The organism is Streptosporangium sp. NPDC023825, assembly GCF_040639575.1.
Lineage (GTDB): Bacteria > Actinomycetota > Actinomycetes > Streptosporangiales > Streptosporangiaceae > Streptosporangium.
The window spans coordinates 79,955-95,093 of record NZ_JBFAAE010000001.1 but is presented as its reverse complement, the minus strand read 5'-3'; the positions used below and the strand labels follow the sequence as shown (position 1 = coordinate 95,093).

At 71.8% G+C, this 15,139-nt stretch carries 12 protein-coding genes; 6 read left to right on the top strand and 6 right to left on the bottom strand.

Annotation, left to right across the window (positions count from 1 at the left end; translation table 11 throughout):
* Positions 1–193 precede the first annotated feature (193 nt).
* The 3 genes from AB0G15_RS00440 (at position 194) to holA (ending at position 5,018) form a co-directional block, all read left to right on the top strand.
* The gene (locus tag AB0G15_RS00440) at positions 194–1,072 is read left to right on the top strand and encodes a ComEA family DNA-binding protein (protein WP_362834247.1); all 879 of its coding nucleotides are present in this window, start codon (positions 194–196) and stop codon (positions 1,070–1,072) included.
* Positions 1,073–1,094: 22 nt separating this feature from the next.
* On the top strand, positions 1,095–3,869 hold the full coding sequence (locus AB0G15_RS00435) for a ComEC/Rec2 family competence protein (RefSeq protein ID WP_362834246.1): 2,775 nt from the start codon (positions 1,095–1,097) through the stop codon (positions 3,867–3,869).
* A gap of 177 nt (positions 3,870–4,046) precedes the next feature.
* Positions 4,047–5,018 (top strand): DNA polymerase III subunit delta, encoded by a 972-nt coding sequence (gene holA, locus AB0G15_RS00430; protein ID WP_362834245.1) that lies wholly within the window; start codon positions 4,047–4,049, stop codon positions 5,016–5,018.
* Between the two features lie 163 nt (positions 5,019–5,181).
* Here the strand turns inward: holA and rpsT are convergent, their stop codons facing one another.
* Together rpsT and AB0G15_RS00420 are read right to left on the bottom strand one after the other, a co-directional pair.
* Positions 5,182–5,454 (bottom strand): 30S ribosomal protein S20, encoded by a 273-nt coding sequence (gene rpsT / locus AB0G15_RS00425; RefSeq protein WP_344742697.1) that lies wholly within the window; start codon positions 5,452–5,454, stop codon positions 5,182–5,184.
* 168 nt (positions 5,455–5,622) lie between these two features.
* Complete coding sequence (locus AB0G15_RS00420) at positions 5,623–6,624, bottom strand: hypothetical protein (RefSeq protein ID WP_362677363.1); 1,002 nt, start codon at positions 6,622–6,624, stop codon at positions 5,623–5,625.
* Between the two features lie 74 nt (positions 6,625–6,698).
* On the opposite strand from AB0G15_RS00420, the gene lepA reads away from it, so the two are divergent.
* Positions 6,699–8,537 carry a translation elongation factor 4 gene (gene lepA / locus AB0G15_RS00415; RefSeq protein ID WP_362834244.1) on the top strand — a complete coding sequence of 613 codons (1,839 nt, stop codon included), beginning with the start codon at positions 6,699–6,701 and terminating at the stop codon, positions 8,535–8,537.
* 211 nt (positions 8,538–8,748) lie between these two features.
* Here lepA and AB0G15_RS00410 read toward each other — a convergent pair whose 3' ends face one another.
* Positions 8,749–10,026 carry a glycoside hydrolase family 18 protein gene (locus AB0G15_RS00410; RefSeq protein WP_362834243.1) on the bottom strand — a complete coding sequence of 426 codons (1,278 nt, stop codon included), beginning with the start codon at positions 10,024–10,026 and terminating at the stop codon, positions 8,749–8,751.
* Between the two features lie 497 nt (positions 10,027–10,523).
* Here AB0G15_RS00410 and AB0G15_RS00405 point away from each other — a divergent pair, with 497 nt between their 5' ends.
* Complete coding sequence (locus tag AB0G15_RS00405; RefSeq protein WP_362834242.1) at positions 10,524–11,144, top strand: hypothetical protein; 621 nt, start codon at positions 10,524–10,526, stop codon at positions 11,142–11,144.
* 264 nt (positions 11,145–11,408) lie between these two features.
* Entirely contained in the window at positions 11,409–12,620 is a 1,212-nt protein-coding gene (hemW, locus tag AB0G15_RS00400) for a radical SAM family heme chaperone HemW (RefSeq protein ID WP_362834241.1), read from the top strand.
* A 24-nt stretch (positions 12,621–12,644) separates the two neighbouring features.
* Here hemW and AB0G15_RS00395 read toward each other — a convergent pair whose 3' ends face one another.
* From AB0G15_RS00395 to AB0G15_RS00385, 3 genes are read right to left on the bottom strand one after another with little or no spacing between them, the layout of a single operon-like run.
* A complete protein-coding gene (locus AB0G15_RS00395) occupies positions 12,645–13,358 on the bottom strand; it encodes a DUF4870 domain-containing protein (protein WP_362834240.1) in 714 nt (237 codons plus the stop codon).
* Positions 13,359–13,391: 33 nt separating this feature from the next.
* Positions 13,392–14,216, bottom strand: a complete 825-nt coding sequence (locus AB0G15_RS00390; protein WP_362834239.1) for a DUF3097 domain-containing protein — start codon at positions 14,214–14,216, stop codon at positions 13,392–13,394.
* Positions 14,217–14,274: 58 nt separating this feature from the next.
* Positions 14,275–15,039 (bottom strand): hypothetical protein, encoded by a 765-nt coding sequence (locus AB0G15_RS00385; RefSeq protein ID WP_362834238.1) that lies wholly within the window; start codon positions 15,037–15,039, stop codon positions 14,275–14,277.
* Positions 15,040–15,139 lie beyond the last annotated feature (100 nt).

Here is a 15,139-nt window from a genome sequence, read left to right as displayed (position 1 = left end):
TACCCGGCTTCGGTGCTCCGCTGCGGTGATCTGCCTGGACGGCTCGCTCTGATGGCTCGTTTCGTTGGCCTGCACGCTGATCAGGCCGGTCTGTGTTCCCGCGCTCCGGTACGCGATCCGCCGGCTGTTCCCTTATCCCCAGAACGAGATTCGGCGAAAGTGCGCCGCCTGCCGTCTCCGTAACGTCCTGCGGGTGCGGACCACAGGCCAGAACACCGAGCGGTTCCAAGCCGAGTCGCGACTGCGGACCCTGACCGGGGGCGGATCACCCGGCCGGGTGCCCACGCCGTGCCGCCCGGCCGGCATGCCGTGCCAGGGCAGGCATGCGCGGGCCGGCGGTCAGGGCGAGCCGGAGGACGTCGTCGTCCACGACGGTCCCGCCGCGCGCATGCGTTCGGCGCCGATCCCCCCGTCCTTCGAGGCGCTTCGCAAGGTCGTGGCCACCCAGAAGGTCGCGCTCGGTCCTGACCGCCGGGGGTTGCGCCTCCTGTTGCTCGTCGCCCTGGTGGCCACCGTCGCGGGCGGTCTGTACGCCTGGCGGTCCCAGCCGGAGCCCGAGCCCCTGGCCCCGCCGACGCCGATCGCCGGGTCACCGCTGTCGGCGCCCGTCACCGTCTCGCGGCGGGAGTCCACGCCGGTCGCGGAGCTGACCGTTCACGTGACGGGTAAGGTCCGCCGGCCCGGGGTGATCACGTTGCCCGGCGGTTCACGGGTCGCCGACGCGCTCCGGGAGGCCGGGGGCGTCCGTGGAGCGGCCGCCACGGGATCCCTCAACCTCGCGCGCAGGCTCGTCGACGGCGAGCAGATCGTCGTCGGCCTTTCCGGCACGGCCGCCGTCGCGGCGGCGCCCGCTCCGGTGAATCCGACGGATCCCGCCACCGCCGTCGTCGACCTCAACACCGCCACCCCCGAGCAGCTCGAGGAGCTACCGGGCGTGGGCGAGGTGCTCGCCCGGCGCATCGTCGAATATCGCGACGCACACGGCGGCTTCCGCTCCGTCGAGCAGCTTCGCGACGTGAGCGGGATAGGTGACCGGAAGTACGCCGAGATGCGGGACAGGGCCCGTGTTTGACACCTCGGCCGCGAGGAGGGCAGTGACGCGGTTCGCCACGGCCGGCGGCTCCGGCGGCTCCGCGCCCCTCGGCGGGTCCGGGGGGCTGGGAGTCCTGGACGGTTCAGGAAAGGAGTGGCGCACACATGCCACGCATCTGGTCCTGCCGGCGGCGGCCTCATGGATGACCGCCCTCGTCCTGCTGGGCTGCTCGGCCGCGACCGGTGCGGTGGCGGCCGGTCTCACGGCCGCGGGCGCCCTGGCCGTTGCCGTCCTGACCCGGGCCCAGGGGGCGACGGGCCGGCGGAACGCCGCGATCGCGGTCCTGGGATGCGCTGCCGCGGTGGCGGGGTCGGTGGCCTTCCGGGTGCACGCGGCCGGTACGGGGCCGGTCGCCGAGCTCGCGAGCAGGAACGCCTCGGCGGTGGCCGAGGTGGTGGTGACCGACGATCCCCGGGAGACGAACCGAAGGGGAGGGCCTTTCCCGCGCGAGAGTTTCGTGGTGCCCGCCCGGGTCGAGTCGGTCGGGACGGGAGCGGGCAGGGTGGCGCTGCGGGCTCCGGTGGTGCTGTTCGTCTCGGGCACCGGGTGGCGCTCCCTGCTGCCCAGCCAGCGGGTGGAGGTCAGCGGGCGCTTCGGCCGGGCCGACCCCGGAGAGCTGCTCACGGCGGTGGTGCTGGTCAGGGGAGCACCGCGAGTCCTGAGCGGGCCCTCCTGGGAGCAGCGCGCGGCCGGGGCACTCAGGTCGGGATTGCGGGAGGCGGCCGGCGTGTTGCCGCCGGCGCAGCGCGGGTTGCTGCCCGGCCTGGTGGTCGGCGACGTGTCCCGGATGGACGAGCAGGTCAAAGCCGATTTCAAGGCGGCGGGCCTCAGCCATCTTCTCGCGGTCTCCGGCGCGAACCTCGCCGTCGTGGCGGGGGCGGCGGTCGCGCTGGCCAGGGTGGCCGGGTTGCCTCTCGCGGCGCGTGCGGTGCTGGCGATGGCGGCCATGGTCGCCTTCGCGGTCGTCGCCCGGCCCTCGCCCAGCGTGCTCAGGGCCCTCCTGATGGGCGGGGTCGCCGCCCTCGCCCTCGGCACGGGCCGCTCGCGCGACGGTGTCGCGGCCCTGTCGGCGACTGTCCTGGGGCTGGTCTTCTTCGTCCCCGACCTCGCCCGCTCCTACGGCTTCGCCCTGTCGGTCTCGGCGACCGCGGGCATCCTGGTCCTCGCCCCGGGCTGGCGCGACCGGCTCTCGGCCCGTATGCCCCGATGGTTCGCCGAGGCGACCGCCGTGGCCGCCGCCGCCCAGGTCGCGGTCACCCCCGTCCTGGTCCTGATGTCGGGACAGCTCGCACCGGTGGCGATCCCGGCCAACCTGCTCGCGGGCCCGGCCGTGGCCCCCGCCACCCTGCTCGGTTTCGCGGTGGCGTTGGTCGCGCCCCTGCACATGGGGCTCGCCCAGTTGCTGGTCCGGCCGGCGGGGCTGGCCACCGGATGGATCATCGAGGTGGCCGAGCACATCGCGGCGCTCCCGCTGGGCGTGATCCCGTGGCCGGGCGGCGTCACCGGCCTGCTCCTGCTGGCCGGTGCCGTGCCACTCGCCGTGCTGGTGCTGCGGCACCGGCGGCCATGCCTGGTCGCCCTGGCGGCCCTCGCCGGGCTGGTCCTGGCCGTGACGGTGGCCGCGCCGATCGTGGCACGCTGGCCGCCTCGCGGATGGTTACTGGTGGCCTGCGACGTCGGTCAGGGGGATGCTCTGCTCGTCGCGGCGGGGCCGGGGCGGGCCGTGGTGGTGGACGCGGGACCGGACCCGGTGCCGGTGGACCGCTGCCTGCGCTCCATGGGGATCGGGGAGGTGCCGCTGGTCATTCTCACCCATCCGCACCTCGACCATGTGGGCGGTCTCGACGGCGTCTTCCGCGGGCGCGCCGTGGGAGCGGTCATTGTGACCCCGCACGGTGCCGGAGAGCGCGATGGGGTGAGGCTGAGCGCCGATCTCGCCCGCCGCCACGTGGTCGAGTGGGCGGCGAGGCCCGGTGCGAGCTGGCGGTTCGGACCCTCGGAGCTCACGGTCATCGGCCCGGTGGCCGAGGACCCCCCGCCCGGCGCGGGGGAGGGGGCGGCCGTCAACAACGCCAGCGTCGTGGTGCACGTCCGCTGGGCCGCGGGGGCGGCTCTGCTCAGCGGAGACATCGAGACCGAGGCCCAGGCGGAGCTGCTCCGGCGCGGCCTGCCGCCCGCCGAGATCCTCAAGGTCCCGCACCACGGCTCTGGCAGGTACGACCCGGCCTTCCTCGCCGCCTCCGGTGCCCGTGCCGCTCTGATCAGTGTGGGGGCGGACAACGGCTACGGCCACCCCGCCCCGTCGACCCTGACCGCGCTGCACCGGCTCGGCATGCGCGCCTACCGGACGGACCTGTCGGGAGACCTCGCGGTGGTGGTCCGCGAGGGGGCTCTGGCGGTCGTCGCCCGAGGGCGCGCGACCCCGTTGGCGGGCGTCCCATGGGGCACGGCCCGGATGGGCGGGGCCGGTGCGGGGCGAGTCCCGGTCCTGGCCGGGCGGTACGGGCCGGGTCCTGGTTCTGGCCGGGCGGCGCGGGTCAGGCCTCGGTTCCGGCCGGGCGGCGCGGGTCCTGGTCCTGGCCGGGTGGTACGGGCCGGGTCCTGGTTCTGGCCGGGCGGTGCGGGGCGGGTCCCGGTTCCGGCCGGGCGGTACGGGCCGGATCCCGGTTCTGCCCGGGGAGTGTGGGTCAGCTCCCGGTTCTGGCCGGGCGGCGGAACTCGGTGTCCACGTCGGCGGCGTAGACCGACCGGCTGCAGCGCGCGCAACGGTACATGATCGGACCCTCGTCGAGGGACGCTCCGCAGCGTGGGCAGGCGTAGCGGCGAATAGTGGAGTTTGTCATGGTTCTCACCTCCTGTGTTGTTCCCAGAGTGCCTCGCGGCACCTGCATTCCGATTGCGAACGACTTGCCGACGGCTCACCCGGTCGCCGGGACGTGGCATGCTGCTCGTCATGGCGGCAACCGATCCGGCACCCGTGATCCTGATACTCGGCGACGAGGAACTCCTGGCCGACCGCGCGGTGAGCGAGGTGACCTCGGCGGCCAAGGCCGCCGATCCGACCGCCGAGGTGCACGATCTGCCCGGCTCGAAGATGGAGCTCGGAGAGCTCACCCGCATGACGTCGCCCTCACTGTTCGGCGACAGATCCGTGGTGGTCGTCCGCTCGGCCCAGGATCTCGGCAAGGACGTCATCGCCGAGGTCGTCTCCTACGCGGCCCACCCGGCGGACGAGACCGTGCTGGTCCTCGTCCACCCGGGAGGTGTCAAGGGGAAGGCCCTGGTCGACGGGGTCAAGAAGGCCGGAGCCCAGGTGGTCTCCGTCACCAAGGTGACCAAGCCGGCCGAGCGCCTGGCGTTCGTCAAGGCGGAGCTGAAGCGTGCCGGACGCACCATCGGGGCCGACGCCGCCGCCGCGCTCCTCGACGCCGTGGGCAACGACCTGCGTGAGCTGGCCGCGGCGTGCAGCCAGCTCGCCTTCGACACCCCCGGCAAGACGATCGACGAGGCCGCCGTCGCGCGCTACCACCGGGGCAGGGCCGAGGTCAGCGGGTTCACCGTGGCCGACTCGGCCGTCGAGGGACGGCTGGGCGACGCCCTGGAGCAGCTGCGCTGGGCGCTCGCGACCGGTACGGCACCGGTCCTGCTGGTGAGCGCGCTCGCCGGGGGCCTGCGCTCGCTGGCCAAGGTGGGAGGCGCGCCCCGCAACCTCCGGGGCGGCCAGCTCGCCAGCCATCTCGGCATGCCGCCCTGGAAGATCGACCGGGTCCAGCGGCAGCTGAAAGGCTGGGGCCCCGAAGGTCTCGCCCGCGCGATCCAGGCCGCCGCCACCGCCGACGCGCAGGTGAAGGGCGGCGGAGCCGACCCCGCGTACGCGCTGGAGCACATGGTCCAGACCGTGGTCGCCAGCCGCACGGGGCGTTAGGCGTTCCGGGAGAGCCGGCCTCGTTCCGGGAGAGCCGGCCTGAGACGCAAGACGTGGCGTCGGGCGCACCGGGGGAAGGCGGTGCCGGGCGCACCGGGGAGAGCCGGCCTGAAACGCAAGAACGCCGCATCCCCGAGGGGTGCGGCGTTCGCGAAACGTGGAGCTACTTGGCGACCGACAGGGTGGCGACGCGCTGGGCGATCGCCGACTTGCGGTTGGCGGCCTGGTTCTTGTGAATCACGCCCTTGCTGGCGGCCTTGTCCAGCTGGCGGGAGGCGGCGCGCTGCAGCACGGCGGCCTCTTCGACGTTACCCTGGTCGGCGGCCTCGCGGAACTTGCGGATGGCCGTCTTCAGGGAAGACTTGACAGCCTTGTTACGCAGCCGGGCCTTCTCGTTCTGCCGGTTGCGCTTGATCTGGGACTTGATGTTCGCCACGAAGAAGCCTCGGTGAATGTCGTTGGATGGGGCGCGCGGGCAGAGAGGGCGCGCCACACGCAGTTGACTAGGCTACCAACTGCCGTGGCCGACACTCAAATCAACAGGCCGGGCAGAAGGATGCCTGATCAGTTTAGCGTGTGGTCGTGATGGCTCGGACCGGAATGCTCACGGCTTGAACCAGAACTTCTCGTACTCCGCCCAGTCCTCCTTGGTGGCGGCGAAGTCGACGTAGAGCGCCAGACCGAACCGCTCGCGTGGTTTGCCGTACGAGGTCAGCGCCAGCCGGGCGCCCCTGGCCGCCTTCTCGACGCTCTCGGCCGCGTCGGCCCAGGAGACGTTGTGGTCGTGATAGGCCGGGGCGCCGATCAGCACCGTCTTCTCCTCGGGGACGAGCTCCAGCGCCAGCGAGCCCTGCCGTACGACGTATCCGCCGTAGACGGAGGGGAAGGGGAGGTAGGAGTCGTAGGTCATGATCGCCACCTGGTCGGTGAGCTTCGCCACCTGGCGGAAGTAGTCGGGTGACCAGTACTTGTCGTGGCCGATGGCGGCGCGCGCGGCCGGGCGGACGAGCGGGAACGGCTCGATCTGCGGGGTCGAGGTGGAGAGCAGGCCGCCGCCCACGATCGCGCGGGTCCGGGTGAGCAGGTCGAGGAAGTCGGTGTCGCCGTCGCCGATCGGCTCGAAGTTGTAGTGGACGCCGTCGAAGCCGAGCGCCGTGATCGCGCGGGCGCCGTCCAGGACGCGCTGCCTGGAGGCCGCGTCGTCGAGGTCCAGGACGCCGTCGACCTTCTGGCCGAGCCAGGCCGACACCCTGACCTTGGGGAGTTCCTCGCGCCACCACTTCAGGAAGTCGGCCGCTTTCGGATATTTGCTGACAGGTAGTGTCCCGTCCGGGTCGAACGGGCCAGAATGGACGTACACGTCCTTGATCCCGGTCTTTCGCAGCCGGGCGGCGAGGGTGCGCACGTCGTCGGCCGTCTTGCGGCCGTCGACCCACGCGTGGCCCAGCCACAGGGCGTCGTGGCCGGTCGTCTTCGCCCATGGGGCGGGTGTCCCGGTAAACTGCAGGGTGAGGGTGGCCACGGCCACCCCTGGAAGCGCGAGGAGCAGGGCCGCCACCATAGCGAGGAACCGCAGGCCGCGCCGTGCTCTGGTCCGGGCAATCACCCGGACATGTCACCATGGAAGACGGCTGGCATGCCAGCCGTGTGATCGTCATCAATCTGTTGAAACGGACCCCGGTGCGCATTCAGCCTGGCCAGACCGACCCCGCTGTGCTCCGCAACTTCTGCATCATCGCGCATATCGACCATGGCAAGTCGACGCTCGCCGACCGAATGCTGCAGATCACCGGAGTGGTCGACGACCGTTCCATGCGCGCCCAGTATCTCGACCGGATGGATATCGAGCGCGAGCGCGGCATCACGATCAAGTCGCAGGCGGTCAGGCTGCCGTGGAAGGTCGGGGACACCGACTACGTCCTCAACATGATCGACACCCCCGGGCACGTCGACTTCACCTACGAGGTCTCCCGGTCGCTCCAGGCGTGCGAGGGCGCGATCCTGCTGGTCGACGCCGCGCAGGGCATCGAGGCGCAGACCCTGGCCAACCTCTACCTGGCCATGAACAACGACATGACGATCATCCCGGTGCTCAACAAGATCGACCTGCCCGCCGCCCAGCCGGAGAAGTACGCCGCGGAGATCGCCCACCTCATCGGCTGCGAGCCGGAGGACGTGCTGAAGGTCTCCGGCAAGACCGGCATCGGCGTCCGCGAACTGCTGGACCACGTGGTGGCGAACGTCCCGGCCCCGGTCGGCGACGCCGAGGCGCCCGCCCGCGCGCTGATCTTCGACTCGGTGTACGACACCTACCGCGGCGTGATCACGTACGTCCGGGTGATGGACGGTCATCTGGGCAAGCGCGAGCGCATCCTGATGATGTCCACCACCGCGGCCCACGAGACGCTGGAGATCGGCGTCATCTCGCCCGAACCGAAGATCGCCGACAAGGGGCTGGGTGTCGGCGAGGTGGGCTACCTGATCACCGGCGTGAAGGACGTCCGCCAGTCGCGGGTCGGTGACACGGTGACCTCCGTGACGCGGCCGGCCCTCCAGGCGCTCAGCGGGTACGAGCACCCCAAGCCCATGGTCTTCTCCGGCCTGTATCCGATCGACGGCGACGACTACCCCGACCTTCGCGAGGCCCTGGACAAGCTCCAGCTCAACGACGCCGCCCTGGACTACGAGCCGGAGACCTCCGCGGCCCTGGGCTTCGGATTCCGCTGCGGCTTCCTCGGCCTGCTCCACATGGAGATCGTCCGCGAGCGGCTGGAGCGCGAGTTCAACCTCTCGCTCATCTCCACCGCGCCCAACGTGGTCTACCGGGTGATCATGGAGGACGGCAAGGAGGTCGTCGTCACCAACCCCTCGGAGTTCCCCACCGGCAAGGTGGAGAAGGTCTTCGAGCCGATGGTCAAGACGACCGTGCTCGTCCCCTCGGAGTTCATCGGCGCCATCATGGAGCTCTGCCAGAACCGCCGGGGCAACCTGCAGGGCATGGACTACCTGTCCGAGGACCGCGTCGAGATCCGCTACACCATGCCGCTCGGTGAGATCATCTTCGACTTCTTCGACCAGCTCAAGTCCCGTACGCGCGGCTACGCCTCGCTGGACTACGAGCCCTCGGGCGAGCAGGAGTCGGACCTGGTCAAGGTCGACATCCTGCTCCAGGGCGAGGCCGTGGACGCCTTCAGCGCCATCGTCCACCGGGAGAAGTCGTACGCCTACGGGGTCGAGATGGCCAAGAAGCTGCGCGAGCTCATCCCCAGGCAGCAGTTCGAGGTGCCGATCCAGGCGGCCATCGGCGCCCGGGTCATCGCCCGGGAGAACATCCGCGCCATCCGCAAGGACGTCCTCGCCAAGTGCTACGGCGGCGACATCTCCCGCAAGCGCAAGCTGCTGGAGAAGCAGAAGGAGGGCAAGAAGCGGATGAAGATGGTCGGCCGCGTCGAGGTGCCCCAGGAGGCGTTCGTCGCCGCGCTGTCCACCGAGTCCTCCACGGACAAGGCCAAGAAGTAGGCACTCCCCCCAGGCCGGCCCGGGTCCGCCCCGGACCGCCCCCGCACCGGCTCGGCCGGGTGTGAACGGCGACCGGGAAACGGGTGTGAACGGCGCCCGGGGGCCGGGTCGTGAACGGCGCCCGGGGGACGGGTGCCCGGGGAGGGGAAACGTGCGGGCGAGGCCGCTGGTGACCCAGATCCTGCGGCCTCGCCCGGTATGAGGGGGTCGCTCAGCGCAGGACGCTGTAGAGCGCCGAGGTGAGCGACGCCTTGGTGTCGTCCTGGTCGATGGACCACATCATCGAGCCGCCGAGGCCCTTCAGGCGGATGTAGGCCGCCTTCTGGAGCAGCGAGGCCGGGTCGTCGTAGGACCAGAACTCGTTGCCGTCGTAGAGCCACACGGACCCGGTCAGCAGGTCGCGGTAGCGCTTGCCCGGCTTGTTCACGAGGATCTTGTAGTCCTCGCTTCCGGCGGCGAAGGTGCCGGGAGCGGGCCCGGTGGCGGTGCCGTACAGGCCGTTCTTCCCGCCGGTGACGCCGGTCCAGCCCTGGCCGTACGCCGGTACGCCCACCACGATCTTCTTGGCGGGCGCGCCGCGCGTCAGGTAGTCGCGGACGGTCTGGTCCACGCTGTACTTCACCGGGTTGGGGTCGCGCCGGTCGTTGAACAGGTTGCCGTTGTGGCCGGTGACGGTCTCCCACGAGCCGTGCAGATCGTAGCCCTGGATGGTGGCGAAGGTGAGCTGCCTGAAGACGTCGCGGACCTCGAAGCCCGCGTCGATCTTCGCGGCGGCGGCGGGCAGGAAGGCGGTCAGCTCGGTGCGCCGGTCGAACTCGTTCATCTGGCGGCGGAGCTCGGTGACGAACAGCGTGAAGTTCCGCTTGTCCTCGGGACGGATGATGTTGCCGACCTCGCCGGAGGAACCGGGCCACTCCCAGTCGAGGTCGATGCCGTCGAACACGCCCGCCCCGGTACCGGCCGCGGTGCCGGGCAGGTTGCCCTTGAGCCACAGGTCGATGCAGGAGGAGGCCAGCTTGGCGCGGCCCTCGGGGGTCAGCACCGCGTCGGAGAAGTACTTCGAACCGGTCCAGCCGCCGAGGGAGATCAGCGCCTTGAGACCGGGGTGCTTGGCCTTGAGCTTCTTCAGCTGGTTCAGGTTGCCGTTCAGCGCCTGGCCCTCGGCGTCGGCGACGCCGTCCACGCTCTGCTCGGCGGGCACCGGGCGCTGCCAGTCGGCCCACGGGTCGGGGGAGTAGCAGTCGCCCCCGGCGTTGACGAAGCCGAAGGCGTAGTTGATGTGGGTCAGCTTGGCGGCGGCGCCGCTGGTCTCCATGTCCTTGACGTGGTAGTTGCGGCCGTAGACGCCCCACTGGATGAAGTAGGCGACCCGCTTGTAGCGGTCACCGTGCTCCCGGGGGGTCTGGGCCTGGGCCGTGGCCGGCACGGCCACGGCCGCGAGACCCGCGGCGAGGGCTGCCGCGAGCACTTTACGGAGGAGTCTCTGCACGGGCTTCTCCACTGCTTGAAATAAGTAACTTATAGGAAACTTTCCTTTAAGTTTTCCCGGATCGTAGACCTGCGGGATCTGGCCGTCAACGGCCAACGGCGTTTTGACCGGTGGACGGCGGGATGCTTCGGCTAACTTGGTAAGGCATGGAGCAGCAGGCGTTCTGCAACCGATGTGGCACCCCTGTGAGCGGGCTGTCGCGATGCCCCAGGTGCGGGGCGTCGACGGGGGGGCGACCTCCGCTGGATCAGTCCTCACCGGCCCGGTTCCCACCGGCTCAACCCTCGCGGGACGTTCCCGCCGGCGGGACCAGGGTCCCGCCGGAAGAGTGGCGGCAGGACCCCGCCGACTGGCAGCAGCATCTCCCCCCGGACGAGCGTCCCCTCCAGCGGGACGAGCGGCCCTGGCGGCCCCCGGCGGAGGACCGGGCTCCGGCACCGCCGCCGGACCGAGGCCGGGACCGGCCGCCCCGAGGGGACCGCAAGGTCTGGCCACTGGTGGCGACGGCCACGGTCCTCGCGATGTCGCTGGCCGCCGCGGGGTCCTTCTGGCTCACCCCGCGGGACGGCGGGACGTCCGTGGCGGGTGGCGTCCGGGCGGCGACGACCGGCGACCGGGCGGAGGCCGAGGCAGGGGCACCCCCGGCGGGGCGCGCTCCTCAGGGGCCCCAGGACGCCGAGACCCAGGCCAGGGTCCTCGACGCCCTGCTCGCCGACAGCGGCGGCTCCAGATCGGGTCTCGGCTCGGCCCTCGACCAGCTGCGTTCCTGCGAGGGCACCGCCACCGGGCTCGCCACGCTCCAGCGGATCACCGCCGCCCGCCGCGAGCAGGTGATCCAGGTCGACGCGCTGGGCACCGGCGAGCTCGACGGCGGCGACGCGGTCAAGGCGCGCCTCACCAGGGCCCTGACCGCCTCGTTCAACGCCGACGAGGCGTTCCTCGCCTGGGGGACCCGCCAGGAGGCCGGGTGCAGCCGCGCCTGGAGCGGCGACGACGACTACCGGCGCGGTCTCGCCTTCTCCGGCGAGGCGACCACCGCCAAACGGGCCTTTCTGAAGCTGTGGAACCCCCTCGCCCGGCGGTACGGCCTGCCGGTGCGGGACGAGCACGAGATCTGACGCCCGGGAGGGCCGCGGGAGGCGATCCGGCGGAGCGCGGTTCCCGCCCGCGGCACGGGGCCGGGTCGATCGGACAGGCCCGCGGGGCCGGGGTCCTCCTCCGGTGGTCCGGCCCCGGGCCGTCAGGCTTCCCTGAGCACCGGGCCGTCCGGCGTTTCTGGTCCCCGAGCCGTTCGGCGTCCCTGAGCCCCGAGCCGTTCGGCGTCTTTGAGCACCGGATCCCCGGCGTACCGGGCATCGCGGAGGAGGCGGCAGACTTGGGGCGTGCCATCCACACTTCCCGACGGGGACCCCGCGCCCGCCTCGGGCGAGCTCCCGGAGAGCGCGCTCGCCGGGCTCGGCGATCGCCCCTTCGGTTTCTACGTCCACGTCCCCTTCTGCGTGACCCGGTGTGGTTACTGTGACTTCAACACCTACACGGCGTCCGAGCTCGGTCCCGGCGCGTCGCAGAAGGACTACGCGGACACCGCCGTCGACGAGGTGCGACGGGCGCGGGCCAACCTCGGCGCCGCGCACCTCCCCGTCGAGACCGTGTTCTTCGGCGGGGGAACCCCCACCCTGCTCCCCGCCGGAGACCTCGTACGGATCCTGCGGGCGATCGAGGAGGAGTTCGGGCTCGCCCCCGGCGCCGAGGTGAGCACCGAGGCCAACCCCGAGTCGGTGGATCCCGCCTACCTGGCGGAGTTGCGCGCCGGCGGGTTCAACCGGATGAGCTTCGGGATGCAGAGCGCCCGCGAGCACGTGCTCCAGGTGCTGGACCGCCGCCACACCCCCGGCCGCCCCGCGCGGGCCGTACGGGAGGCGAGGGAGGCGGGGTTCGACCACGTCAACCTCGACCTGATCTACAGCACGCCCGGGGAGAGCGACGACGACTGGCGCGCGTCGCTGGCCGCGGCGATCGAGGCGGGCCCCGACCACGTCTCCGCGTACTCGCTGATCGTCGAGGACGGGACGAGGCTGGCCGCCAGGATCAGGCGCGGCGAGCTCCCGATGCCCGACGACGACGTGGCCGCCGACCGTTACCTGATCGCCGACGCCATGCTGGCCGAGGCGGGGTTCGAGTGGTACGAGGTGTCCAACTGGGCGACCTCGGAGGCCGGGCGCTGCCGGCACAACCTGCTCTACTGGACCGGTGGCGACTGGTGGGGCGTCGGCCCCGGGGCGCACAGCCACGTCGGCGGCACCCGCTGGTGGAACGTCAAGCATCCCGCCGCCTACGCCCAGCGCCTGGCCGCGGGCATCTCGCCCGCGCACGCGCGCGAGGTGCTGGGCCCCCAGGACCGGGCGGTGGAACGGCTGATGCTGGAGCTGCGGCTCGCCCGGGGCTTCCCGCTCGAGGAGCTGGAACGTCCCCCGGTGGTCGCCCGCGCGCTGGCCGACGGCCTGCTGGAGGTGGAGCCGTTCAAGGCGGGCCGCGCGGTGCTCACCCTGCGCGGCCGCCTGCTGGCCGACGCCCTGGTCCGCGATCTCACCTGAGGCCCCACCCCGGGTCCGGACAGGTCAGCTGACGAAGCGGATGTTCATCGGATAGCGGTATCTCTCTCCCCGGTTGGCCGCCACCGCGGCGACGATCGTCATGATGATCGACGCGACCCAGAGGAAGAACATCAGCACGAAACCGATGAGCACGAACGCCAGGACCCAGGAGACGAAGTAGACGATCAGCACCGTGAGCTGGAAGTTGAGCGCCTCGGCGGCCTGGTCGCGCACGTAGGGCGACTCGTCCTTCTTCGCCAGATAGAGCACCAGCGGCCCGATGAAGGAGGTCAGCAGCCCCAGCAGGTGGGCGAGCATCGACATGGTGGTGTCGTCGCTGCCGGGCCGCGGGCCGTACGTGCCCGGCGGAGCCTGGTAGCCGTATCCCTGTGCCGCGCCGTACGCGCCGTACTGGGGGTGTCCGGGCTGGTGACCGCCCGCGGGGCCGCCCTGATAGCCGCCCGCGTCGTACGGGGCGGCGGGCGGCGGGTAGCCCCCGTACCCCTGACTCGGCTGCCCGTACCCCTGACCGGGCTGTCCGTAACCCTGGTCCGGCTGTCCGTACCCCTGGCCGGGTTGTCCGTACCCCTGGCCGGGTTGTCCGTAGCCCTGACTCGGCTGTCCGTAGCCCTGGCCGGGGGGCGGGGCGCTCTGGCCAGGCCACGTGTGGCCGGGCGGGGGATCGCCGATGCGCCGCGTCCGGTCGTCGCCCGGCGGGTCCTCGGGGTTCTCGCTCATGTCCCCTCCTGATGGGTTGACGGCCCTGACGGGTCAGACGGCCTGGCCGTCCTCGCCGGGAGCCGTCACGAAGTCGATCAGCTCCTCGACGGGGCCGAGGAGCTCGGGCTCCAGATCGGCATATGTCGTGACCGATCCGAGAATGTGGCGCCATGCGGCGCCGGGCTCCACGTTCCAGCCCAGCGCGGCGATGACGCCCTCCTTCCAGGGCACGCCGCGCGGCACCGACGGCCAGGAAGGGATCTTCAGCACGTGCGGCCTGACCGCCTGCCAGACGTCCACGAACGGATGCCCGACGATCAGCACGTGCGGGGAGGAGACCCGTGCGGCGATCCGGCTCTCCTTGGAACCGGGGACCAGGTGGTCGACGAGCACGCCCAGCCGCCGCCCCGGCCCCGGGCCGAACTCCTCGACGATCGAGGGCAGGTGGTCGACCCCCTCCAGGTATTCCACGACCACGCCCTCGACCCGCAGGTCGTGCCCCCAGACCTTCTCCACGAGCGCGGCGTCGTGCACGCCCTCCACGTAGATCCGGCTCTCCTTGGCGACCTGCGCCCGCAGGCCCTCCACCGCGATGGAACCCGACGCGCTCCGCCGGGGACCGCGCGGTGCCGCGACGGGCCGTACGAGCGTCACCACCTTGCCCTCCAGGAGGAACGCGGCCGGCTCCAGCGGGAACACCCGCCGGCGCCCGAAGCGGTCCTCCAGGGTGACGGCCTCCTTGTCGCAGGCCACCACGGCGCCGCAGAAGCCGCCGTCGGCGTCCTCGACGACCAGGTCGAGCTCCGCGGGCACCTGGGGGATCGTCCCCCTGCGCGGGCGCCGCCAGTCTCCCGCCAGAACGTCACGCTCGTACATCACCGACCGCCCACCCTCTCTCGCCGGGGATCAGGTGGGACGCTAGCAAACACCACCGTCACCTGCCGTAGGGTCCCGGCTGTCCCCACTGTCCCGCCGGCACCGCGGCGGCCCGGCGCTTGCGGGCGTTGCTCCGCTTCACCAGTACGACGATCGTCACGACGATGGCGAGCAGGATCCCGACGCCGGGGATCACGAACAGGGCGATCACCCCGCCCACCAGCGATTCGGCGGCGAGTTCCTTGCCCACGCCGAACCTGGTGCCCTCGGCGGGCTCGGCGGAGCACTGGACCTGGTAGTCGCCCGCCCGGTCCACGCCGACCCGCAGGCCCATCTCCCAGGTGACGCCGTCGGACCCCGCGACGGTCTGCTGGAGGTCCGGCTTCTGCAGCCTGGGGGTGCCCGTGCCGCCCTTCAGCGTGCACTCGAACCGGGTGGGCCCGCCCGTGGCGACGTAGATCGCGGGCTTGTCCGCCGGGTCGATCGTGACCGTCGTGGCCTGGCCGGGAGCGAAGGTCTGCGTCGGGGCCGCGTCGGTGACCACGCCGATGAGGCCGCCGGCGAAGCCGCCGATGCCGACGATGATGCTGACCAGGGCGAGCAGCCAGACACCGACGATCCACCCGATGCCGGGCTTGATCTTCCCGGCGGGGGGCGGCGGTCCCTGCGGGGCGCCGTAGCCGGGAGGCGCGTAACCGTACGAGGGGGGCTGCTGGCCGTACTGCTGCTGGCCGTACTGCTGCTGGCCATACGGCTGCTGGGGGCCGCCGTGACCGGGGCCGCGGGGGGCGTCACCCGGATAAGAACCGAAATCGTTGGACATGCCCGAATTCTGGTGGGTGCCGCTTGGATCGCGATAGCAGTTGACTTGACAACGGCTTGCCGTCATCATCCGCGGCTCTTGCTTATCGCGCCTTACGCAC

Bases quoted from the DNA above. Each gene is read 5' to 3' on its own strand.
- holA (WP_362834245.1), top strand. From the start codon at position 4,047: ATGGCGGCAACCGATCCGGCACCCGTGATCCTGATACTCGGCGACGAG.
- AB0G15_RS00395 (WP_362834240.1), bottom strand. From the start codon at position 13,358: ATGAGCGAGAACCCCGAGGACCCGCCGGGCGACGACCGGACGCGGCGC.
- AB0G15_RS00390 (WP_362834239.1), bottom strand. From the start codon at position 14,216: ATGTACGAGCGTGACGTTCTGGCGGGAGACTGGCGGCGCCCGCGCAGG.
- AB0G15_RS00385 (WP_362834238.1), bottom strand. From the start codon at position 15,039: ATGTCCAACGATTTCGGTTCTTATCCGGGTGACGCCCCCCGCGGCCCC.